The 22,704-nt window shown below is 38.1% G+C and carries 23 protein-coding genes; 14 read left to right on the top strand and 9 right to left on the bottom strand.

The window, feature by feature from the left end; translation table 11 throughout:
- The first annotated feature begins 227 nt into the window (after positions 1–227).
- The 4 genes from ASC84_RS14710 (at position 228) to ASC84_RS14695 (ending at position 3,283) form a co-directional block, all read left to right on the top strand.
- Positions 228–611: a DUF962 domain-containing protein gene (locus ASC84_RS14710; protein WP_004721901.1), complete on the top strand. Its 384-nt coding sequence runs from the start codon at positions 228–230 to the stop codon at positions 609–611.
- A gap of 125 nt (positions 612–736) precedes the next feature.
- Positions 737–1,363 (top strand): thiamine phosphate synthase, encoded by a 627-nt coding sequence (thiE, locus tag ASC84_RS14705; RefSeq protein WP_056516021.1) that lies wholly within the window; start codon positions 737–739, stop codon positions 1,361–1,363.
- A 62-nt stretch (positions 1,364–1,425) separates the two neighbouring features.
- Positions 1,426–2,721, top strand: coding sequence for a glutamate-1-semialdehyde 2,1-aminomutase (gene hemL, locus ASC84_RS14700; protein WP_004721899.1), 1,296 nt, complete (start codon positions 1,426–1,428; stop codon positions 2,719–2,721).
- 145 nt (positions 2,722–2,866) lie between these two features.
- Positions 2,867–3,283: a heme-binding protein gene (locus tag ASC84_RS14695; protein ID WP_034612206.1), complete on the top strand. Its 417-nt coding sequence runs from the start codon at positions 2,867–2,869 to the stop codon at positions 3,281–3,283.
- Between the two features lie 81 nt (positions 3,284–3,364).
- On the opposite strand, the gene ASC84_RS14690 is transcribed toward ASC84_RS14695, so the two are convergent.
- The 3 genes from ASC84_RS14690 to ASC84_RS14680 form a co-directional block, all read right to left on the bottom strand.
- Positions 3,365–4,429: an amidohydrolase gene (locus ASC84_RS14690; protein ID WP_056516019.1), complete on the bottom strand. Its 1,065-nt coding sequence runs from the start codon at positions 4,427–4,429 to the stop codon at positions 3,365–3,367.
- A 217-nt stretch (positions 4,430–4,646) separates the two neighbouring features.
- A complete protein-coding gene (locus ASC84_RS14685) occupies positions 4,647–5,051 on the bottom strand; it encodes a DUF3144 domain-containing protein (protein WP_056516017.1) in 405 nt (134 codons plus the stop codon).
- A gap of 53 nt (positions 5,052–5,104) precedes the next feature.
- Positions 5,105–5,476, bottom strand: coding sequence for a DUF3144 domain-containing protein (locus ASC84_RS14680; protein ID WP_056516013.1), 372 nt, complete (start codon positions 5,474–5,476; stop codon positions 5,105–5,107).
- Positions 5,477–5,564: 88 nt separating this feature from the next.
- On the opposite strand from ASC84_RS14680, the gene ASC84_RS14675 reads away from it, so the two are divergent.
- Entirely contained in the window at positions 5,565–6,197 is a 633-nt protein-coding gene (locus tag ASC84_RS14675) for a hypothetical protein (protein WP_004721894.1), read from the top strand.
- Positions 6,198–6,345: 148 nt separating this feature from the next.
- Here the strand turns inward: ASC84_RS14675 and ASC84_RS14670 are convergent, their stop codons facing one another.
- Both ASC84_RS14670 and ASC84_RS14665 read right to left on the bottom strand, forming a co-directional pair.
- Positions 6,346–7,317, bottom strand: coding sequence for a hypothetical protein (locus ASC84_RS14670; RefSeq protein WP_056516011.1), 972 nt, complete (start codon positions 7,315–7,317; stop codon positions 6,346–6,348).
- A 194-nt stretch (positions 7,318–7,511) separates the two neighbouring features.
- On the bottom strand, positions 7,512–8,771 hold the full coding sequence (locus ASC84_RS14665; protein WP_056516007.1) for an MgtC/SapB family protein: 1,260 nt from the start codon (positions 8,769–8,771) through the stop codon (positions 7,512–7,514).
- 174 nt (positions 8,772–8,945) lie between these two features.
- On the opposite strand from ASC84_RS14665, the gene ASC84_RS14660 reads away from it, so the two are divergent.
- The 4 genes from ASC84_RS14660 to ASC84_RS14645 all read left to right on the top strand — a co-directional run bounded on the left by ASC84_RS14660 (position 8,946) and on the right by ASC84_RS14645 (position 13,374).
- Positions 8,946–10,703, top strand: a complete 1,758-nt coding sequence (locus ASC84_RS14660; protein ID WP_056516006.1) for a GspE/PulE family protein — start codon at positions 8,946–8,948, stop codon at positions 10,701–10,703.
- Positions 10,704–10,804: 101 nt separating this feature from the next.
- Positions 10,805–11,164, top strand: a complete 360-nt coding sequence (locus ASC84_RS14655) for a NirD/YgiW/YdeI family stress tolerance protein (RefSeq protein WP_004721890.1) — start codon at positions 10,805–10,807, stop codon at positions 11,162–11,164.
- A gap of 162 nt (positions 11,165–11,326) precedes the next feature.
- Positions 11,327–11,992 (top strand): response regulator transcription factor, encoded by a 666-nt coding sequence (locus ASC84_RS14650; protein WP_004721888.1) that lies wholly within the window; start codon positions 11,327–11,329, stop codon positions 11,990–11,992.
- A 41-nt stretch (positions 11,993–12,033) separates the two neighbouring features.
- Positions 12,034–13,374 carry a sensor histidine kinase KdpD gene (locus ASC84_RS14645; protein ID WP_056516003.1) on the top strand — a complete coding sequence of 447 codons (1,341 nt, stop codon included), beginning with the start codon at positions 12,034–12,036 and terminating at the stop codon, positions 13,372–13,374.
- 190 nt (positions 13,375–13,564) lie between these two features.
- Here the strand turns inward: ASC84_RS14645 and hemP are convergent, their stop codons facing one another.
- A complete protein-coding gene (gene hemP / locus ASC84_RS14640) occupies positions 13,565–13,735 on the bottom strand; it encodes a hemin uptake protein HemP (protein ID WP_004721884.1) in 171 nt (56 codons plus the stop codon).
- 140 nt (positions 13,736–13,875) lie between these two features.
- Between hemP and ASC84_RS14635 the strand changes: the two genes are divergently transcribed.
- Positions 13,876–14,787, top strand: a complete 912-nt coding sequence (locus ASC84_RS14635) for an NUDIX domain-containing protein (protein ID WP_056516000.1) — start codon at positions 13,876–13,878, stop codon at positions 14,785–14,787.
- 26 nt (positions 14,788–14,813) lie between these two features.
- On the opposite strand, the gene ASC84_RS14630 is transcribed toward ASC84_RS14635, so the two are convergent.
- Together ASC84_RS14630 and mrcB are read right to left on the bottom strand one after the other, a co-directional pair.
- Positions 14,814–15,398 carry a lipopolysaccharide assembly protein LapB gene (locus ASC84_RS14630; protein WP_056515998.1) on the bottom strand — a complete coding sequence of 195 codons (585 nt, stop codon included), beginning with the start codon at positions 15,396–15,398 and terminating at the stop codon, positions 14,814–14,816.
- Between the two features lie 51 nt (positions 15,399–15,449).
- Positions 15,450–17,843, bottom strand: coding sequence for a penicillin-binding protein 1B (mrcB, locus tag ASC84_RS14625; RefSeq protein ID WP_056516471.1), 2,394 nt, complete (start codon positions 17,841–17,843; stop codon positions 15,450–15,452).
- A gap of 159 nt (positions 17,844–18,002) precedes the next feature.
- Between mrcB and ASC84_RS14620 the strand changes: the two genes are divergently transcribed.
- The 3 genes from ASC84_RS14620 to ASC84_RS14610 all read left to right on the top strand — a co-directional run bounded on the left by ASC84_RS14620 (position 18,003) and on the right by ASC84_RS14610 (position 19,871).
- Positions 18,003–18,941: an NAD(+) kinase gene (locus ASC84_RS14620; protein ID WP_042140791.1), complete on the top strand. Its 939-nt coding sequence runs from the start codon at positions 18,003–18,005 to the stop codon at positions 18,939–18,941.
- Between the two features lie 2 nt (positions 18,942–18,943).
- Complete coding sequence (locus tag ASC84_RS14615) at positions 18,944–19,210, top strand: YeaC family protein (RefSeq protein WP_004721875.1); 267 nt, start codon at positions 18,944–18,946, stop codon at positions 19,208–19,210.
- 196 nt (positions 19,211–19,406) lie between these two features.
- The gene (locus ASC84_RS14610; RefSeq protein WP_056516468.1) at positions 19,407–19,871 is read left to right on the top strand and encodes a hypothetical protein; all 465 of its coding nucleotides are present in this window, start codon (positions 19,407–19,409) and stop codon (positions 19,869–19,871) included.
- A 27-nt stretch (positions 19,872–19,898) separates the two neighbouring features.
- On the opposite strand, the gene ASC84_RS14605 is transcribed toward ASC84_RS14610, so the two are convergent.
- Positions 19,899–20,894, bottom strand: coding sequence for a glycosyl transferase family protein (locus ASC84_RS14605; protein WP_056515997.1), 996 nt, complete (start codon positions 20,892–20,894; stop codon positions 19,899–19,901).
- Positions 20,895–21,312: 418 nt separating this feature from the next.
- Here ASC84_RS14605 and ASC84_RS14600 point away from each other — a divergent pair, with 418 nt between their 5' ends.
- Positions 21,313–22,674: a dicarboxylate/amino acid:cation symporter gene (locus ASC84_RS14600; RefSeq protein WP_004721869.1), complete on the top strand. Its 1,362-nt coding sequence runs from the start codon at positions 21,313–21,315 to the stop codon at positions 22,672–22,674.
- The last annotated feature ends 30 nt before the right edge of the window (positions 22,675–22,704 follow it).

The following is a 22,704-nucleotide window of genomic DNA, read 5'->3' as shown; positions in this document are numbered from 1 at the left end:
TCATCAGAAGACTTGTATAGCGTGCCATTTGAGTATTTTTTACCGCTATATCGTTACTAATTAAATATTTAGAATGACAAAATTTCCTATTTCGTGACTTGTATGGTCTGGGCAATACTTGAAGTCGCAAATATAGATGAATTGTCAACAGACTTGATATTGAATTTGGCTGTTATTGCAGCATAAAATAAACTAAGCTGATTAAAAATAAAACAGGATGATTGATCATGAACGCGTATGTTGAGCCTAAATCGGAATTAGAGCAAAACCCTAAGTTTGAATTACCAATTAAAAACTATTCAGAATTTTATCGTTTTTATTTAACTGAACACCGTAGCATGATGAGTCGCCGTTTGCATGCAGCTGGAAGTAGTGTCGGTATTTATTTTTTTAGCAAAGCAATTCGTCAACGTAAAGCAAAATACGTGGTCTATGGACTGCTTTCAGGCTATGCGTGTGCTTGGGTGGGGCATTTTGTATTTGAGAAAAATAAGCCAGCAAGTTTTAAGCAACCACTTTATAGTTTTATTTCGGACTGGCGTATGCTTTCCGATATTGTACGTGGCAATTTAAGTTTAAAAGACCGTAGTCTAGATAAAATTGAGAGCTAATCTTGTCAGTAAGGTAATAAATTAAACAAAAAAGCTTAGAGATTTCTAAGCTTTTTTGTTTTTGTCACGTCTTCGCTGAGAAAACTTGCTTATAATCCATTTATTTGATTGTTTGAGAATATTGAATGCGCGGTCTTTACCTGATTACCAACGACGATCCAATCCAATTATTATTAGAAAAACTCGAAGCTGCTTTAAGCACTAAGCAAGTCGCTATTCTTCAGTATCGCCGTAAAAAAGTAGCTCAATCTGACCAAGCCAATGAAGTGAAGCAGATCAAGCAATTGTGTGAAAAGTATCAGACACCATTTTTGATTAATGATGATTTAGATTTAGCTGAACAATTTAGTTTAGGTGTTCATCTTGGGCAGTCTGATGGTGAAATTTCAGATGCAGTGCAACGTTTACCACAAGGTGTCATCATTGGGCGGACTTGCTTAAACTCAATTGAGTTGGCTGAAAAAGCAATCGCTGAAGGAGCAAGCTATGTGGCCTTTGGCGCAATTTATGCAACATCGACCAAACCTGAAGCAGGTAATATTGGCCTAGCGACATTACAGCAGGCATCTGAAAAGTTTGATTTACCTATTTGTGCTATTGGCGGTTTAACAGTTGAAAATTCTCAAGCTGTGATTGAGGCTGGTGCTGACCTTTGCGCTGTGATTAGTGATATATTAGCTTTATCAGTTGAAAATATTCCTGCCCGTATCGCAGCTTGGGCACAGTTATTTGCAGAAACTGCAAAATCTTAATTTGTATCGTGATTTTTTATATCATTTTGAAATTTTAGTATTCTACAGGATTGAGTCGATTTATGAGCCTATCTCCAAAACAAGAGCAATTGTTTAAACAAGCCAGTAAACATATTCCAGGTGGAGTGAATTCTCCAGTACGAGCGTTTAATGGGGTGGGTGGTACGCCAGTATTTATCGAAAAAGCCAAAGGTGCTTATTTATACGATGTCGATGGCAAGCGCTATGTGGACTATGTGGGTTCTTGGGGGCCGATGATTTTAGGTCATGCACATCCGGATATTATCCAAGCAGTACAAGAAGCAGCAGTTGATGGTTTAAGCTTTGGTGCACCGACAGTACATGAAACCACACTGGCTGATTTGATCTGTGAAATCATGCCATCAATTGAATTGGTTCGTATGACCAACTCAGGTACTGAAGCAACCATGACGGCTATTCGTTTGGCGCGTGGTTATACAGGTCGTGACATGATTGTGAAATTTGAAGGTTGCTATCACGGACATTCAGATTCTTTATTGGTTAAAGCGGGTTCAGGCATGTTGACCATGGGTGAGCCAACATCAAAGGGTGTACCTGCTGATTTTGCCAAGCATACGGTGACCTTGCCATATAATGATATTGAAGCTGTTAAAGCTTGTTTTGCGAAATATGGTCAAGAGATTGCAGGGGTAATTGTTGAACCTGTTGCTGGAAATATGAATCTGGTTAAACCAATCAAAGGTTTCTTAGAAACGATTCGTGAGCAATGTGATCAATACAAATCAGTATTTATTATTGATGAAGTGATGACAGGTTTCCGTGTAGCACTCGGTGGTGCGCAAGCATATTATAATGTAAAACCTGATTTAACGACTTTGGGTAAAATCATTGGTGCTGGATTACCAGTTGGTGCATTTGGTGGAAAACGTGAAATCATGGAATGTATCGCGCCTTTAGGCGGGGTTTACCAAGCAGGAACCTTGTCGGGTAATCCTTTGGCTATGCGAGCAGGGATCAAAATGTTTGAAACCCTTCGCCAACCTAACTTCTACACCGATTTGTCTGCAAAATTAGATCAATTATTACAAGGTCTACAAGCGGCTGCAGATGAAGCTGGAATCCCATTCTTTACTCAACAAGCTGGTGGTTTGTTTGGTCTTTACTTTACTGATCAAACCGAAATTAGCAGTTTTGACCATATTTTAAAATGCGATATTGAAGCATTCCGTAAATTCTTCCATGGGATGTTAAATCGTGGTGTAAACCTTGCTCCATCTGCATTTGAGGCAGGCTTTATTTCAGCTGCACACAGTGATGAAGATATTCAGTTTACCATTGATATGGCCAAACAAGTCTTTGCTGAAATGCAAGCTTAAGGGGATTTAAGACCACTTCGATTGCTTGAATAAATGAGCAGAATGGACAGTCTTTTTGAATCAAGTTTGATTTAGAATAAAAGCCTGTAGTCCTTAGACTACAGGCTTTTTTGTGATTTTAGACATTATAATTCAGGAAGAAAATATGCAAACCAAACACTATTTAACCTTATCTGATGCAGAGTTTTTATTGAATAAAGCACATCAATATGCAATTGATCATGCTTTTAATGTCAGTATTGCTATCGTTGATGAAACGGGCAATTTATTGGCAATGAAGCGTATGGACGGCGCTTCTGCATTGACGTCGAAATTCTGTTTGGACAAAGCCAGATGCTCTGCATTAAGTCGTAGACCGTCGGGATCATATGAGACACTTATCAAAAATGGTCAAATGGGATTTTTAACCATGCAGAGCGGTTCAGGGATGTTGGAAGGTGGTGAGCCTATTTTGTATCAAGGTCAGTTGGTTGGTGCCGTGGGTATTTCTGGAGTGAAATCATTTGAAGATGCTGAAATTGCACGACATGCAATTCAAGCCTTTCTTTCGCAGTTCAATTAAACCTCTATACTTAAAAATTATGTGTATCGGTAAATAAGTTTAAAGAGGTGTTTAAATAAACACCTCTTTTATCTTGTAAAATTACAAACGATAGAATTGTTTGGCATTATGGTGGAAGATCTTTTCCAGTGCATTTTCATCATATTGCATCACAATATCACTAAACGCATCAATGATATTCACCAGACTGGTATTGACTCGATCCATTGGGAAATTGGAAGCAAACATCACCCGATAGGTGCCAAAACTTTCTAAAGCATGCAGAATCAGTGGTGCAACAAGATCAATGATTTGTTGTTTAGAGGCCAGTTGTTTTTTCTTATAAAATTGATGACCAAGCACTGGCATAAATAGACCAGACATTTTGGTATATACATTTGGATAAGCAGATAATTCAGCAATAGCGTCTTGCCACTGATAAAAAATATTTTCACGCGCTGTTTTAGACAAGCCTGTATTTTGTCCAATTTTACCAAACAGACCTGCTGGTGTACCAAAGTGGTCTAAAACAATCGAGGTTTCTGGGAACTTTTTTGCCAGCTCAATTACATCGGGAATTTGATGAGAATACACCCAAGCATCAAAACTCAGATTATGTTGCGCGAGTTGTTCAAAGCCTTTTAAGAACTTTTTCTCGGTATACAGGTGCGGGAGATCCGTCCAATTATGCACGCCTTTATCTTCATGAAAGGCAGCCATGCGGCGTATACCGCGCAAACGTTTAGATGCTTTTTGGTGTAACTTTAAAATCTTCTTGAAATTAGGATCACAAGGGTCTGCGGTAGCCACGATGCCACCGAGCTTTACGGTGTTTTCATTAAAGGGTAAGGATTCAATAAATTCTGTTTCACCTACGACACCTTTGCCTTTCTGTTTGGCCCAACTGGCTTCAATATGCACCACTTGTTCGACCGTATATGAGCCAAGATCATGTTTATAGTCTTGTGGTAAATAGGGGCGGGTAATGTGTTCCGTCAGTCCAACCGTTTCAATCAAATCTTTAGCTTTGACTAAACGCACCATTTTATCGAGTAGGAATGGGCGCTTGCCCAAAAGCTTTACCGCAAATGCTGCTGCATGAGGGGTGTTGTAGGGATCCCACTGGTGAATATGTGGGTCAATGATTGGAAAATTCAAATCTTGCATATAACGTCCAAATTGTTATTTATTATCAAAATACAATACATGAATTTTATAAAAGGTGAATATTGTCACTTGGTAAATTTATGGGATAAGGTCATTGGGAGGATCAGTTGATTTTATTGTTTTAGGGATGACTGCCGAAAGATTGTTATAAAAAAATAACCTCATTGAAGAGGCTATTTTATCAATGCTTAGATCAATCTAAGATGATTTATCTCAATCAGTGTTGATGATCATGGCTATCTTGATCATGTTTGTGGGTATGAAAATCTTCGTTTTTACGGAAACGGAGATAATTTTCAAACTGCTCACAATACTCATCATAATTGTCTTCAAGCATCATTTGGAATTGTTGCAATATATAAGACATGACTTGTTCTTTGGCGTCACGCATTTCATCACCATCTTTAAAGGTGTTTGCAGCAACCCAGGTATTAAAACGTGCAGTAGCGAAGAGCATTGCTGAGCTGACTTGTCCACGAAGTTCTTCTGGCTTAGGTTGCTGTCCTTTCGCTGGGCGGCAAAACTCATTGGCTTGTTTGATAAACTCATCCGCACGCTCAAAAAAAACAGCATTTAAAGCTTCTTCTTCGGTGACATCAGTAGCATCGATTTTTTGAGACATGACTTTTCCACATAGCGTATTTCATTGGTGGGCTATTATAGGCAATCCAAGAGTTAAACGAAACGCTTTACTTCTTCTGTATCTGAATTTGCAAAATAGCTGTCAAAATTTTCTTGATATTCATCGAGATGATCTTCAAGCATGAGTTTAAATTGTTCCACATAATAGTCTAAGATGACTTGGCGATCCGCTTTAAAATCTGGTGCTTGATTGTAGGCACAAGCTGCATGCCAAATACTATAACGGGCATTGGCATACATAAATGAAGCACTGATCTTTCCAGGATGTGCTGTTAGGTGTGAAACTTGTTGATTTTGATCTGCAAATTGATTGGCGAGAGCAATAAATTCATCAGCACGCTCATAAAAGTATTCGTCAGATTCAACTTCTTCAGTTTCTTCAAAAAAATCATTATTTTCGGACATTATCATTCCTTTTCATAGACTTGTTTCATTGATATAACTATAGCATACTCAAATAGCCTAAGCTTAATAAATACTCAAGGAGTAGATAATGCAAGATGCGATTGCCATACAAAGCTTGAAAAGTGATATTGCATTATTACGCCAAAATATTTGGCCGCCTGTAGACTTGAGCAATGTTGAAGGTTTGCCAATTTATTATGGAACCCAATCCGCAGTAGAGGCTTACTATAAACAGTGGCTTGGGTTGCTTGAAAGGGCACAAACCTTGTATCAACCTTTTATGCAGGATGAGGCTTTAGATGTTGCTCAATTACCCAGCCATTTAAATTTACCTTTGTTCTTTTTTCATGTAGATCGGATTCGAATTAATAAAACCCGTGCCAAAGAATCAAAAACTTTTCGTGGGATTGCTTCACTGGTTGAAAAATGTGGGCAATTTGAACCCAGCCAAATTAAAAATATGTCGCAGTGGTTAAACAGTGATGATACCGCAGCCTTGGTTGCGCATCGTGAATTCATTGATTTAAGAACCTATATTTTTCAGTTTGGACAAAGTGAATATACGAGAACACGATTTTATGTGAATGGTTTAGTGCTGAGCACTGAAAAAGATTTTGAATTGGTGGATGCCCGTGATAAGCCGCGCAAGCCACGTAATGATAGCTATGCTGATCCTTTAGCGGATAACAATCTCTGGAAAGTATTTGGCAAATATCGTTAGGGTGTTGTGAAATAGACGGTTGTAGATTTTGTTAAATAGGCTGTGATTTTTAACTTTGTTGTTTTTCTAGCTACAAAATGAAACAAGTAAATTATTTTAAGCACTGACTAAAATAAGATTTAGTCAGTGCTATATAAAAGAATATCTTTTATTTTACAGCATCAATTGCAACACTTGCTGTTTTGTTAAACAGCGTACATTCTGACTTTAAGCCATTTAGATAAGCTTCTGCTAACTGAGCATTTATACTGTTTTTACCAAACTCAGCAACAGCATCTTGATAATCTCGTTCATATTGCTTAATTTGGCTTGCAAGTATGTCATATTCACCCGCAGTGTAATAGTTTGCAGGGTAATAGTCAGAGCCGATTTTAGCTACGGCATCAACCGATGTATTCAATTGCATGTCTCGGGATAAATCTAAGTTGAATTTTCCTAGTGTCGTTGAAATATAACCATCTTTAAAATATTTTGATGGGTTGTAATTATTCAGACGATTGTCTGAATAAAGATCAGCGAAGTTTGTATTTGTTGAAGAGGAAATTGATCTTAAACACGTTGATCCAGATGGGAATGTTTTGCCTTTAAGTTTTTGCACATAATATGAAGAATAAGCGCCAACTATTGAGCTAAGCGCAATATTTGAGCCAGCATAATGCTCAAATCCATTGATATATGGACTAATTGCTTTGCCTGTTAAGTTGACTGTTTCAAATTTTTCAGTTAATTCCAATTGGTTATAGTTACGTGATGAATAGGGTGTAAATGTCCAAACTGTCGCTGTTTTCGATTTCAATGTTGCATATTGATAGCCCAAATCAGTTTTACTTTTAGGCGCGTCATAGAGCCCATCTGTTGCTAAATAATCACTTAAAAGATCAGATGAAAGGAACTGTGTTGAACCATCAACGTTATATTCACCATTGATGTACATCTGCTTATTGTTAAAGCTAAACTTTACTTTAGTAAAGAGGTTAATGTCTTGAGTTGAACCGCCAGTTTCATATCCAAACCATTCAGATTCGTTGTTTGTTGTATAATCCCCAGCATCTGAATCACCTCCACATGCGGTTAAAAATAATGAAGAAATGATGGTAAAAGACAGTAATTTAATTTTCATGAATTATTCCAAATTATAAAATATTAAAATTTATGAGTATAAAATTCTCGCTGTCATCATATTTAAACATTTTAATTTTTCAATGTTTTTTTGATGAAAAGTTAAAATTCTGTTAATTTTTATAATTATATATTGATCGAAAGCTTAAAATGATTTTGTTGATTTCAATTTCATCCTCGCAAAAAAAAGTGCTTCTAATATTGAAGAACCCAAACAAAAACGATGATAAACATCGTCATATGCAAAATTTGAATTGGAGCAAAGATCAAGGCATAGCGGCTGCCACCACTTAAAAATGCATTGATTGATTTCGCAATGGCATGTGCTGCTAAACCTAAAACAAAGGCGAGAGATAAGATGTGATTACTCGGTTCTCCCTGAATGACAATTGTGGCCAAAGCGCCATGAATTTCAAATAATGAGGCCAAAAGCGTACCGGCAATTAAACCCGCATCACCCAATATAAGATTTAGCCCATATACACCCGCCTGAATCAAGGTTAACGACGCTGCAATAATGGCTGCTTCTTTTAGACTAAACATACGACTATCTACAAGCTGATTATTTTCAATCGGTTGTGTATGACGCATAAACCATAAGGCAAAAATGGTCAGGATCGCGATAGCGATTAGGCTGGGCAGTACAATGAGTTTGAACCAAGTAATACTGACACCAATCACAATAATCATGAGTTGTAGTAGGGTTGCCACGCAAGACATTAATGCTGCTCCTGCATTGGCTTTGGCATCTGCACGTCCATTTCTGACTTCTAATCCTAAGCTGGCAATGGTAGCGGTACTGGAAACAAAACCTGAAGCAAGCGAAGACAACAGCATGGCATTTTTTGATGACAATAATCGTTTGGCAATATGTGCAAGTGCTTGCACCGCCAAAATTAAGGTGAGTAATTTTAAAATAACATAGGGGTTAAGCACAGCACCCCATAAAGCTTTGTTTGGTGTCAGTGGCAATGCAATTAATAACAATGCCAGTAAGAAAATTCCATCTTTAAATTCAGATTCTGTAATCCATTTTCCAGCAATGCCATGCATAGAATGTTTAGTCATCAACAAGGCGGTGAGGATGACCGATAAACCTGCAGCAAAAGAAATATTCCAAACGCACATTCCACCGATAAAATAAGTGAGGATAAATGCAATTTCAGTGGTTACACCAGGATCATCAGTTTGATTCTTTAAAGAATAAATGACGATACCACCTGTAATGAATGCACCCGCAATGCCAAAATAGGGACCAAACAAAAAGCAAACAGCGCCAAGTAAAGCGCAAATGGCAAATGACCTTAAACCCGCAAAACTATTTTGATTTTCACGTTGCTGACTTCGTTCACGTTCAAGACCGATAAGTAGACCACAACCCAATGCAGCCGCAATGATGGTGAGGAAATCGGTATATGAGCCAAATGAAAATGGATAGAGCGATATAAAATTCATAGTACTCTCCAAATAAGACCATGAATTAATAGAATGATTTCAATGTATCGCAAAGTTTTAGAAAAACAAAAGTTTATTTCTTAGCCATGCGTTAAATACATTGTTGAATTTAGAAAATCCAAGAAATACAACAATTAATTTTGTTATAGTAGATTGAGTTTCGGGGATATAACAATGCAATTTAATTTTGAAATCGATACAGCTTGGTGTTTAGAACAATTATTAAAAGATGGTCGTATTACAGAACGTGAAAAACTATTGGTACAAACCACGCATCGACAACGCGATCAGTTAAAGTGGCATCCTTTGCAATGGATAGCCAGCTTTAAGCTCGTCGATGCTAAAAATCCAGTTAAAAGACTAACATTGACCACGCTGACAGAATGGTTAGCTGAAAAAGCCGAACTCAATTCATTTACGATTGATCCGTTAAAGGCCGATGTGACTTCACTAACCAATGTCATGTCGCAAGAGTTTGCAATAAGAAATAAAATTTTAGCAGTTGAGGTCAGTGCCGATAAAATTCTGATTGGTACAGCACAGCCTTTTATGACGGATTGGGTACATAATTTAGAACGTAGTTTAAGCCCAAAAAAAATTGAAAAAGTAGTATTAAATCCTGAGTTATTACAACGCTATTTAACTGAGTATTATCAAGTCAGTAAAGCGGTCAGCAATTCGCAAAAATCCAGTGCCTATGATAAAGAAAATAAAGGTGTAGAAGCACTTTTACAATTGGGTGATACCCAGAATCCTGATGCCAATGATCAGCATATTGTGAAACTGGTCGATTGGGTTTTACAGTTTGCTTTTGAGCAAGGCGCAAGTGATATTCACTTAGAACCGCGTAAGGAAAAAGGCAAAATTCGTTTTCGTATCGATGGGGTACTGCATACGATTTATAATATGCCAGCCAATACCTTAACCGCAGTTATTTCACGGATTAAAATTTTAGGTCGTATGAATGTTGCAGAAAAACGTAAACCGCAGGATGGGCGTTTAAAAACACGGACACCGAAAGGGCAAGAAACCGAGCTACGTCTTTCAACATTGCCGACTGCTTTTGGTGAAAAGTTAGTGATGCGTATTTTCGACCCAGAAGTTTTGGTACGAAGTTTTCAACAATTGGGTTTTGATGAACATTTATTGGCACAGTGGCATGCTTTAACGCAACATAGTCATGGCATTATTTTGGTGACTGGCCCCACAGGTTCAGGTAAAACCACCACGCTTTATTCTTCATTAAAACAATTGGCAACCGAACAAGTGAATGTCTGTACCATTGAAGATCCGATTGAGATGTTGGAGCCAAGCTTTAACCAGATGCAGGTCAATCAAGGGATTGAGCTCGGTTTTGCTGATGGTATCCGTGCTTTGATGCGTCAAGATCCAGATATTATTATGGTTGGAGAAATTCGTGACCAAGATACTGCCAACATGGCGATTCAGGCAGCATTAACAGGTCATTTAGTGCTTTCAACTTTGCATACAAATGATGCACCATCAAGTCTGACACGTTTGCATGATTTAGGCGTGCAGCCTTTTTTAACCGCTGCAACGATTTTGGGAGTATTGGCTCAGCGTTTAGTGCGTAAGCTTTGCCCTCATTGCAAACAAGAAACCTTTATCAATGAACAAGAGTGGAAGCATTTGACATTTGGCTATCAGACCAAAATGCCTAATTTTGTATATAAAGCAGTTGGGTGTGAGGAATGCCGTCAAACAGGTTATAAAGGTCGTGTCGGGATTTACGAGTTTATGCCGATTAGCCTTGAAGCAAAGCAGCGAATTAGTGCGGGCGTGACTTTAGATGATTTAAAAATGCAGGCAAAAAAAGAGGGTATTGAACCATTAAGAATTGCTGGTGCGCGTAAAGTATTGGAAGGCGTAACAACGCTGGAAGAAGTCCTCAGAGTTGTGCCTTTAAATTAATTTTGACTTAAAATAGCAAATGAAGAAATCCTAAGATTCACCTCATGTTGGTTTGTTTTAATGCTTCTATCGAAACGATGAACCGATATGAGGACACAACAATGAACGTCATTGCGAAAACAATTTTAACCACAAGCTTGATTGGTTTAACAAGTTTTGCTACTGCAAACACAGCGGTAAATCAATCAGCGCTTACACCAAGTTTAACCACAGTAAAACAAGCTTTAACATTGAAAGATGATACCAAAGTGCAGCTTCGTGGCAATGTAGTCAAAGCAATCGGTGATGAAAAATATCAATTCCGTGATAGCACAGGTAGCATTACTGTCGATATTGATGATGAATTATGGCAAGGTAAACCGATCGCGGCAAATGCTACAGTGACATTGTTTGGTGAGGTCGATATCGATTATAAACCGACAAAACGTGTAGAAATTGATGTGGATGCCGTGAATTTTTAATTATTTTATCCATTAAAACAAATCACCGCAGATTCTCGTTATATTCTGTAAGACTACATGTGTATGCATGTGGTCTTTACCTATGTTCAACAAGTATGAACAGCAACAAACTGCAGATTTTATTTTGATCAAGGCTTTATCTGCCTAAAAGAGAGATGGTCTATGCGAATTTTGCTCGCTGAAGATGATAGTTCACAAGCTGAAAGTATTAAATCTTGGTTGGAAATGGATGGCTACAATATAGATTGGGTCGAACGTGGTGATCATGCAATTTTAGCCATAGAACAGCATCAATATGATTGCATCTTGCTAGATCGTGGTTTGCCCAAAGCCACTGGCGATGAAATTCTTAAACTGTTAAAACGTCAATTTCCAGAAATTCCAGTGATTTTTCTTACCGCAAGAGACAGTATTCAAGATCGTGTGCAAGGTTTAGATCTCGGCGCAAATGATTATTTGGTAAAGCCTTTTAGTTTAGAAGAATTATCTGCCCGAGTACGGGCACAACTCAGACAAACCCAAGTCACAAATTTACATGAAATAAAATATGAAAATTTAGTATTAGATACTCAAGCGAAAACGGTATTTCAGGATCAGCAAGTTGTTCATCTCACCGCAAAAGAATTTCAAATTTTATATAAATTGATGCAAAAGCCTGAACATATTGTGACACGTGAGCAATTGGAAGAATCACTTTATGCTTGGGGAGATGAAATTGAAAGTAATGCGATTGAAGTTTATATCTATCAATTGCGTAAGAAGATCGGTGGACATTTGATCAAAACAATCCGTGGCTTGGGCTATCGTATGAATAAAGAGCAAGATTGAGTATTTCACCGAGTACTTTTAATGATTTCAATAGGATGAATATGACGCAGGCAGTATCACTACAAGCTAAGCTGATTAAGACTTCAATGCTCAGTTCAATTGTGGCCGGTATTTTTGCGCTGGTACTTCTGGTCAGTCTTTCGATTTATCACAATATGAACGTACAAGATGAAATCATGGATGAAGTTGCAGATATGCTTCTGATCTCAGATTTAAGCGCGACGTCTGGTTTTCAATTGGATGAGTTAAGTGATGAATTTGATATTCAATATCGATTGATGAATGGTGTGGTGATGCTGACCCAATCACCTGAATTTGATTTGCAACAAGGTCAAGCCAATCTTCTGGCTAAGAGTGAAGACAATGGATATGCATTTATTTGGGCAGAAAATAAGTTGTTACGTAGCTACCGAGCGATTGATCAGGATTCTCAGTTAAGCGTCTATGTTGTACAGCCCTTAAGTGTCCGTTTTAAAGACTTATTGCAAAGTTTTATCAGCTATTTATTGGTTTTATTGAGTCTCTGGTTGGTGCAATGGCTGATTTTACATTTCTCAGTTAAAAAACAATTTAAATCTATTCAACTGCTTTCAACAGAAATTGCAGAGAAAAATGCCAATGATCTCAGCTTAATTCAGCAACAGCCTGCATTTAAAGAACTTGAGCCGATGGTCAATCAGCTCAATCAAATGCTTGCGCGACTGGATCAAGCTCTAATTGCTGAACAACGCTTTACCGCAGATGCATCACATGAATTACGTTCGCCACTTTCTGCGATACAAATGCGTTTGCAGTTATTACAACGCAAATATGCCGAGGTCCCTGAGATTTATCAGCAACTCAATAGTATTCAAAATGATGTGAATCGAGGAACACTGGTTCTTGAAAATCTTTTGCTTTTGGCCCGATTAGATCCAGCGGATGCCAGTGAATTACCGAAGACTTGGATAAGTCTGGAGCAAATGACTCAGCATGTGTTAAATAGTTTAGATCCTTTTATAGACGAAAAGCAGCTTCAGATTCATATTCATATTCAAAGCGAAGATGTTCAGGTCTATGTAAATGAAGAATTACTTTTTATTTGTATTCGCAATCTTGTAGATAATGCGATTCGTTATACGCCAGTACAGGGCAATATTTATATTCAGATTGGACCTTTAAACAATAGCAATAGCTTTGAAATTCAAAACGATGGTGAGGGTATTCCTCAAGATATCTTAGATCGTTTAGGTGAACGTTTTTACCGAGCGTTGGGGACCAAAACACAAGGTTCAGGCTTAGGTTTGTCAATTTGTAAAAAGGTGATCGATCTGCATCATGGACAGATTCAGTTTACAGCTTCCAAATATGGCGGTTTGAGCGTTTGTGTTTATTTACGTTAAAGCTGTGCGATTGAATCGGTTATTTTTATTGAGTGTTTAGCATTTCATTAGATCGTTTTATAGAGATAGGTTGTTGTATAAAAATCTATAGACAAGCATTAAAAAATCAGCTGACAAAATTAAAAAGCAGTATGCGCTGATTCATACTGCTTGTTCCCACGTTTTTTGTTTTAACTTAATGTTTTTATAGTTATTTGGTCAAAATTAGACGATTGTTACGTGTTAAACGTAAGCGATATTCTTCTCCAGCATGCATGATGCGAATTTCACGCCCTAATGCAAATAAGTTATTTGAATGTAACATCGGAAGAGATTGGTGAGCTTCAGTGTTACGTGTGAATAGGCTAAAAGGTGCGTTCATTATTGTTACTCCGTGTGGGGTGCTGTCTAAGTGATTTAAATGATAATCATTATCGAATAGGTCTGTCAACGATAATTTTTATCATTTATAAAATTTCTATAATTGCTTACAATTCATTAAAAATTCAGGTGTCGATTTTTATGTCTAAACCCAGTATTCATGTGGCTATCGCTTTATTACTTTATCGTGGGAAAGTGTTGGTCGGTTGGCGCAATGCGGATCAGCATCAGGGCAATAAATATGAATTTCCTGGCGGCAAAATTGAAGCAGGGGAAACGCCTGTTGAAGCATGTCGTCGAGAGATCTTTGAGGAAGTGGGAATTGGCATCCAGCAATGGCATGCTTTTGATGTAATTCATCATGTTTATGATGATGTTGAAGTGTTTCTTCATCTTTTTCATGCCACGGTTCCTGAACAATATTTACATGATATTCAGAAACCTTGGACATGGTATGGGCGTGATCAACTATTCGCGCTGAATTTCCCTAAAGCCAATCAAGCGATTATTCAACACTTGTACTGGGCGCATCAAATTAAAATCTCCGACAATCTTTCAGTATTGAGCATAGAAAAAAGTCTAGATGACAACGCGCAATTTTTTTATTTTAGAACGACTGCAGATCAGGTTGCTGTAACACAAATTTCGCAGTTAGCTGCAAATGCCTTATCTCGCTTGATCATCAATATAGAGCTATGGCAACAGTTGCCTGAACATCTTCAAAAAAGTATAGCTGCTGTACATTATAAACAGCATCAATTGATGGATTTACACATCGAGCAGTTACCAATCGGTCTACGTTGTATAGCAGCATGTCATGATTTGGTATCTTTACAGCGAGCACAGACATTGGGTTTTGATGCTGTGATGTTAAGTCCAGTATTTGCAACCCAGACCCATCCTGAAGCCAATGCACTTGGATGGGAAAAATTTGCTGAATATGCCAAGACCTGTGATTTACCCGTCTTTGCATTGGGGGGATTAAGCCAAGCTGATTTAGTGATTGCACAACAGCATTATGCATACGGGATTGCTGGGATTCGAAATTTTTAATCGAGCAGAGGTATTGGCTTAAACAGTTATAAGCGTTGTAACTGTTTTTGCGCTTCTGCGATGCTCTGTTGATTTTTTAATTGCTGAGCAGCCTGTAAAATAACATTCCAAAAGGTTTTCTTCTGGGATGGACTTTGCGCATAACTTAAACCACGTCGCGCTAGAGATTCAGCATTTGCATATTGTTTCTTCTGATTGGCAATTTGAGCCAAATAAGAGAACACTTGTGCCGATTGTGGTGCTATACGTTGTGCATGGATTGCATAACGTTCAGCTTCATCCCACTGGCCCTTTTGATACGCAGTTTGAGTTTGTTGGATGAGCTGTTTAAATGCTGGGATATTTTCTCCATCCTCAAATTTTTGCGTTTGAGGCTTGGATTGCGGTGCAATCACGACAGGAACTTTTTCACGTTTAATTTCAGGGCGTTCATAAGGGGTAATTTTTACCCCATCTGGTGTTGCAACCCGATGGTCAGGTTGTTCAGATTTTGGCTTTTCAACAGATTTGCTCGGTTTAGAATTTTGTTGGGGCGTTGTTTGACACCCAGTCAAAGTTAATATTCCGCTTAAACTTAGAATATAAGCGATTGTGCTTACATTTCGTTTCATCACAAATTCCTATTTAAAAGCCAATTTACCCGTATATTCAACATGTTTAGATTAGTTGTTATAACTACCACTTGAGATCACATGACCTCTTGAGTCCTGATCTAAACTGTCTTCACTTTCGCGAATATAGTTTTCTATACTATCACTTGAATGCGGCTGTGAAGTGTTTTGTTGCGTATCAGGCGTGGATTGAGGATCAACTTGATAATATGGCATTCCGCACTCTGTCGCACGATTAGGAACTGTGTGACGTAATAATGGAATATATAGTGCGCCTTCACAGCCTTGTGCTGAAAGCTCCCCAGTTCGAGAGTCAATCCATTGCCATGAAATATCATCTGTTTGACGTAAATTCACTGGTTTTTGGCGTAATTGCTTCATGACATTGATCCAGACAGGTAATGCACCAGATGAACCTGTAAGCCCAGTGATTTTATTGTTGTCTAAGCCTAACCATACCACTGCTAAATTATTGCCTGAATATCCAGCAAACCAAGAATCACGGGTATCGTTGGTTGTACCAGATTTTCCTGCAAGTTTGAGATCAGCAGGTAATGTGTTGTAAGCCGCTTTACCTGTACCCGCAGACATGACTTGTTGTAAGCCAAAGTTCAATAAGAAGGCAGCAGAAGGGTCTATAGTCTGTTGTACATTTAAACCAAAACGCTCCAATAAACGACCATTAGAATCTACAACAGTACGAATGGCTTTGGTTGGATATTTAAATCCACCTGTTGCAAAGTTACCATAAATACTCATCACTTCCATTGGCGACATATCAACCGCACCAAGGAAAATAGACGGATAGTTTGGAATCTTTGAAGTTACGCCAAATTTAGACAAGTTATTGCTAAATGTAGAGATCCCAAATTCGTTCCCTAAACGTACAGCAGACAAGTTATATGAGTTTGCTAAGGCTTGAGACATCGGAACATAGCCATGACCTGTTCCACTATAGTTCTTTGGTGTCCAGGTTTGATTACCACTGACAGGTAAACTAATTGGCGCATCTTCAATTTGTGATGCCCAGTTATAACGACCTGATTCCAACGCACTTAAATAAATCACAGGTTTAAGCAAAGAACCCACTTGACGTTTCGCATCTACAGTACGGTTAAAGCCAGTAAAGTCTTGGGTTGAACCAACAGCGGCAATCAATTCGCCATTTTCAGGACGGGTAACTAAAACAGCACCTTGTAGGTCTTTTAATCTTGCGGGGTTCGCACTGGCTAAACGGCTCACCGTTTCTCTAAAGCTCTTTTGCACTCTAGTTTGTGCAATTGGATCAAGTGTCGTAAAAATTCTTAAGCCTTGATTGGTTAAATCTGATTCTTGGTATTCGGTTTTAAGTTGACGACGTACAATATCTAAGAAGTCTGGGAAGCTTGCTGTACCTAATGTTGGTTTACGAACCACATTGAGCGGACGTGCAATTTCTTTTTCATATTGCGCTTGGTCTAAGTATCCCATCACCAACATATTATTCAGCACAATATCGCGACGTTTTTTTGCGCCTTCAGGATTTTTCCAAGGGTTAAATAGGGTAGGCCCTTGAACTAAACCGACCAAAAATGCTTGTTGTGAAATATTTAATTCACTGAGCGGTAAGCCGAAATAGAATTGTGAAGCCAAGCCATAACCATTGACAGAGTAGTTACCACTTTGACCTAAATTCACTTCATTTAAATAGGCTTCTAAAATTTCGTCTTTACTGTAATGAAGCTCTAATAACAGCGACATCAGGGCTTCATTTACTTTACGTTTTAAGGTTTTTTCAGGGGTTAAGAAAAAGTTCTTAACCAACTGTTGCGTCAGTGTTGAACCACCTTGACGTTTACCACCAGCCACATTACTGAGTAACGCGCGCGCTGTACCACGGAATGAAATACCATGATGGCGATAAAAGTTTCTATCCTCTGTGGCGATTAATGCTTCAATCAAAGGTTTAGGAACTTTATTTAATTTGATGAGGACACGGTCTTCATTGTGTTGCGGGTAGATACCACCAATTAACATTGGCTCTAGACGTGCGATTCCAGTATTGGTCGGTTTGGTGGCTTTTACATCTGTAACTGTATCACCAGCAAAGGTCACCTGTAGGACTTGTTCTGGATCTACACTGTCACCAAAGTCAAAGCCACGTGTATGCACGTAAATTGTATTTGGTTGGGTAATATAGGTTCCCGATTTGGTATAACTATCACTGTTTTTATAACCGAGTAATTTGAGCTCTTGTTCAAACTCTATTTGGGCAATTGGCGCAGTTGCATAAATTTCTAATGGACGAGCGAATACTTTCGCAGGAATATCCCAGCGATTGCCTTCAAACTTATCTCGAATAACATTGTCGAGGCGAATTAAGTAGACGCTAAATGCGAGAAATACTGCAATAATTAATACACAAAAAATCAGTGCAATTAAGCCTATACCACGTTCGGTCTTCATATACAGATAATAATACCCAAATTTATTTTCGCTAATCATGCGAAGCTTTTCTTAATTTTGCAATAATAAATCTGTGAAATACACAAATTTAAAGGCTTTTTAAACATTCTCGTTATTTTTCGTATATGAATGATTTTATAAACATATACTGAGAGTGCTATTATATCTCAGAATTTCAGTGGAGCTACCGCATCTGTGCAAATTTCACCAAAGACCTTTCGTAATATCGGTTTAATTGGAAGACCAGATAAATCATCTGTGGTTGATACGCTTTGTCTTATACACGATCATTTATTAAGTTTGGGTCTGCATCCAGTTTTTGATACAGCTACAGCACAACTTGTACCTTATACCAATACACAAACTGTCAGTAAGAATCTGCTCGGTGAAGTGGTTGATTTGGTTATTGTCGTGGGTGGTGATGGTTCTTTATTACATGCTGCACGTGCATTGGTAAAATACAATATTCCTGTACTTGGGGTGAACCGCGGTCGCTTAGGTTTTTTAACAGATATTAAACCCACTGAAGTGCTGTTTAAGTTAGATCAAGTTTTAAAAGGTGAGTTCCAGCTTGATCGTCGCTTTTTATTGGAAATTGAAATTCGCAGTAAAAATGAAATAATTTATGATGCAATTGCTTTGAATGATGTGGTACTTCATTCTGGTAAATCTGTACATATGATTGATTTTGAGCTGAACATTGATGGGCAATATGTTTATCGCCAGCACAGTGATGGTTTAATTGTATCGACCCCGACAGGTTCAACGGCATATGCCTTATCTGGTGGTGGACCAATTTTACATCCAAGTATGGATGCGATTGCTTTGGTTCCAATGCACCCACATACGTTGTCATCAAGACCGATTGTAGTGGGTGGGCAAAGCGAAATTAAGATATTGATCCGTGAAAACCGTGTGTTGCCGATGGTCAGTGCCGATGGTCAGCATAGCGTTTCATTAAATGTCGGTGATAGTTTGCATATTCGTAAACATCCATTCAAACTAATACTTTTACATCCACCAGGTTATGACTTCTATATGGCTTGTCGTACTAAACTTGGCTGGAATCAAGATTTTGATTCTTTTCAGCGGGATTGACCATGAATATTGAACAGATGCTTTCTATTTTAGATGCTGACATTGTTGAGCGTTTAAAAACTGCGGTAGAAATTGGTAAATGGCCAAATGGTGTGGCGTTGACTGCTGAGCAACGTCAAACCTGTATGCAAGCAGTGATTGCTTGGGAACATCAGAATATACCTGAAAAAGAACGTACAGGTTATATCGATAAAGGGCATAAAGAAGAAGGAGAGGAATGTGATTCGCATGTGCCTGAGCCAGAATTTAAACCGATTCGTTTTATCTAACTGAGCAAAAGATCCCTTGAATCACAGAGTAGTTTCACTTTGTGATTCAAACACTCAATTTAAAAAACAATAATATTTAAACTGTTTCAATCATGATGATATTAAAACGATAAATACGTTCAATCGAGAAGTGCGTAATAAGGTAATAAAGATATTCAGAATGATAAAAATCTTAAAAAACGATAAAGAGGTTAAAATGCTCAAGCTGCTCAAAACAATAACGCGATTAAAAACGATAAAGCTAACTCGACTCAGTTTATTCTGTATCACTGCAATTTCGACCAGTGCATTCGCAGAGCGAACAAGTGGTGCAAGAAGTATTCAATGTCTATTAGATGTTACCGTAACTGCAAGTCAAAATTTCCAAACGCCAGTCACCCAATATACATCAATTAAAAATGATGGTTATCCCATGTTGTTAATTGGTATAAAGATCCGTAATGCTTATACAGCCGATGCATCAAAAAAGATAAAAACGCATCATCTGTATTGTTCCAGTCTGATTGGAAAGCAAAAAGATGCTTATTTATCTGGTCCTTATCAACCCAATAATATTGATGTCAAAATGGGTGATCAGTTGCAACTTATCAATATTCATTCTTCAGGGAAGAGCTATCCCTATTGGGCTGATTTATATTTTATCCAAAAGCGTGATCAATAACGTTCACGCTGCTGTTTGAAGATGAAATTAGAAACGTGTGTTCCAAAGATGCTTTGCTTTACTTATGGCTTCTGGATAGTTATTTACAATACCCATGGTATATAAAGCAATGCCCATTGTTTCAGTGATGGCAATTTCTCCATATTCATGTACTTGTTGACCTTCCCAAACTGCTTTAAAAATAGCGAGATCAAGCTGCTCTTCTGTTGGGCTGCGGTTATCGGTTAATTTAGGCAATTCATGTTCATAAAGTTCACCATCTTGAATACCACAGATAAGGGTTTTGGCATCTGGATTGCGCTCAAACTCGCCACCTTCACCTTTAATCACAGCACTATGTTTATAACCTAATTGAAAGGCAGCTTGTTGGTGCGAACTACGATAAGCAGGGTGGAAAATTGCCTGTAAGGTTGCTTTGGCATTGAATGGATTAATCAAACGAGCCAGTGTGTGAATCGGGGAGCGTAAACCCATCACATTTCTAAGATTGATCAAATCTGCCAAGATCGGAGAAATTGCATTTAAAGGCAAATAGGCAAAATTTTGGGTGTCTAGTTGCTGTTTGACTTGTGCTTCATTTTGGCAAATTGGAAAACCCAAGTATTCTAAGACTTGTTCAGTATACACACGGTTCATGGTATGGCCTGATGCACCATGCATCACGATTTTATAACCATGCTTTGAAAGTGTTAATGCTGCCAATAAAAACCACGGGTAATGCTTGCGTTTACCTGCATAAGATGACCAATCTAAATCCACAGCAAGTGGCTGAAAATTCAATTGGTCTTTGGTCGCTTGGACAAAACCTGTCAGTTCATCTACAGACTCTTCTTTGACCCGAAGCAACATTAAAAATGCGCCAAGTTGCACGTCTAAGACTTCATTTTTCAAAATCATTGAAAAAGCTTGATAAGCTTCATCATAAGTTAATGATCGTGCACCATTTTTCCCTTTACCGACAATTCGCACAAACTGCGCAAAAGGATGTTCAAAGTCTTTATAAAGATTGCGTTTTGTATTCATGTCAAATGGATCAAGGGAGAGGAGACAGTGGAATACACTATGCCATAAATGGATCTGAATCGTATAGATATAGACGATATTAGACTAAGGTCTAAGCATAAATTGCACAGATGTTAGGCGAAATTAACATTTGCATAGAGATTGATCATCAAAAATTAATTAAAATAGCCTTGAATAGCGTTTTATTTTCATCTCCTGTTCTGTATTTATTCTTTTGGCCAAGGTACCAGAGAGAATAAATCTTAAACATCGTCATTCGTTGTCATTGTTTTGGAAAACTTTCGTTTTCTGAAGGGATTTTTATTTGCTAAAAACCAACTTCTCAGAAATTTTTATCGAGATTTTGGGCTGTGTCAGCAAATGGTAGCATTAACATTGGATATTTCTTCAAACAGAAATATAGAAAGAAGTAATTATCATGGCTAAGAAACCGCTGTATAAGTCACTCTATTTTCAAGTGATTGTTGCCATTATTTTGGGTGTGATTGTAGGGCACTACTTTCCAAGTGGTACTCAATTGATCAATGGTGTAGAGAAAAGTGTTCCAGGTTTAGGCGAACAACTCAAACCTTTAGGTGATGCTTTTATTAAGCTCATTAAAATGATTATTGCCCCTGTGATTTTCTGTACCGTGGTCAGCGGGATTGCGGGTATGGAAAGCATGAAATCAGTGGGTAAGACTGGTGGTATTGCACTTTTATACTTTGAAGTCGTGTCTACCATTGCCCTGATTATTGGTTTGGTTGTCATCAATATCGCCAAACCGGGCGTTGGGATGAATGTTGATCCTGCGACTTTAGATACCACGGGTATCAGTAAGTATGTGGAGTCAGGTGCATCACAGTCTACCGTTGATTTCTTTTTGCATATCATTCCAAATACCGTTGTGGGTGCATTTGCAGAAGGTGAAATTCTACAAGTTCTTTTATTTGCCTTATTGTTTGGTTTTGCATTACATAAACTTGGCGATGCTGGAAAACCAGTATTAAGATTGATTGATCAAATTTCGCATGTGTTCTTTAACATTGTGAATATGATTATGAAACTTGCGCCAATCGGTGCCTTTGGTGCGATGGCATTTACCATTGGTAAGTATGGGATTGGTAGCTTAGCGCAACTTGCGCAGTTAATTCTTTGTTTCTATATCACGTGTTTGTTGTTTATCTTTATAATTTTAGGTTCGATCAGTCGTTTCTGCGGATTTAGCATTTTAAAAATGATTCGTATGATCCGTGAAGAATTGTTGATTGTATTGGGTACATCGTCTTCAGAATCTGTATTACCACGTATGCTGAAAAAGCTTGAAATTGCTGGCTGTGAAAAGTCCGTGGTTGGTCTGGTGATTCCAACAGGTTATTCTTTTAATCTTGATGGTACTTCTATTTATTTGACTATGGCGGCGATCTTTATTGCGCAAGCAACCAATACTCAACTGGATATTTGGCATGAAATCACCTTGCTTGCAGTCTTGTTGATTTCATCAAAAGGAGCAGCAGGTGTAACTGGTTCAGGCTTTATTGTAATGGCAGCAACTTTGGCTGCTGTAGGCAATATCCCAGTCGCTGGTTTGGCTTTGATTTTAGGCATTGACCGTTTCATGTCTGAAGCACGTGCATTGACTAACTTGGTCGGTAACTCTTTGGCAACGATTGTAGTTGCCAAGTGGGTCGGAAAGCTGGATGTTGAGAAGCTCAATGATGCTTTAAATAATCCGGCTGAAGTGGATCGTAAAATGCTTGAAGAATCAAATCAACCTCAATTGGATTTGCAAAAGTCTTAATTTTATTGTGTTGTAAATCAAGGAAGCTCA

This window comes from Acinetobacter sp. Root1280 (genome assembly GCF_001425285.1).
Lineage (GTDB): Bacteria > Pseudomonadota > Gammaproteobacteria > Pseudomonadales > Moraxellaceae > Acinetobacter > Acinetobacter guillouiae.
Note: the sequence above shows the minus strand (reverse complement) of the source record. Positions and strands in the feature narration are given on the sequence as shown.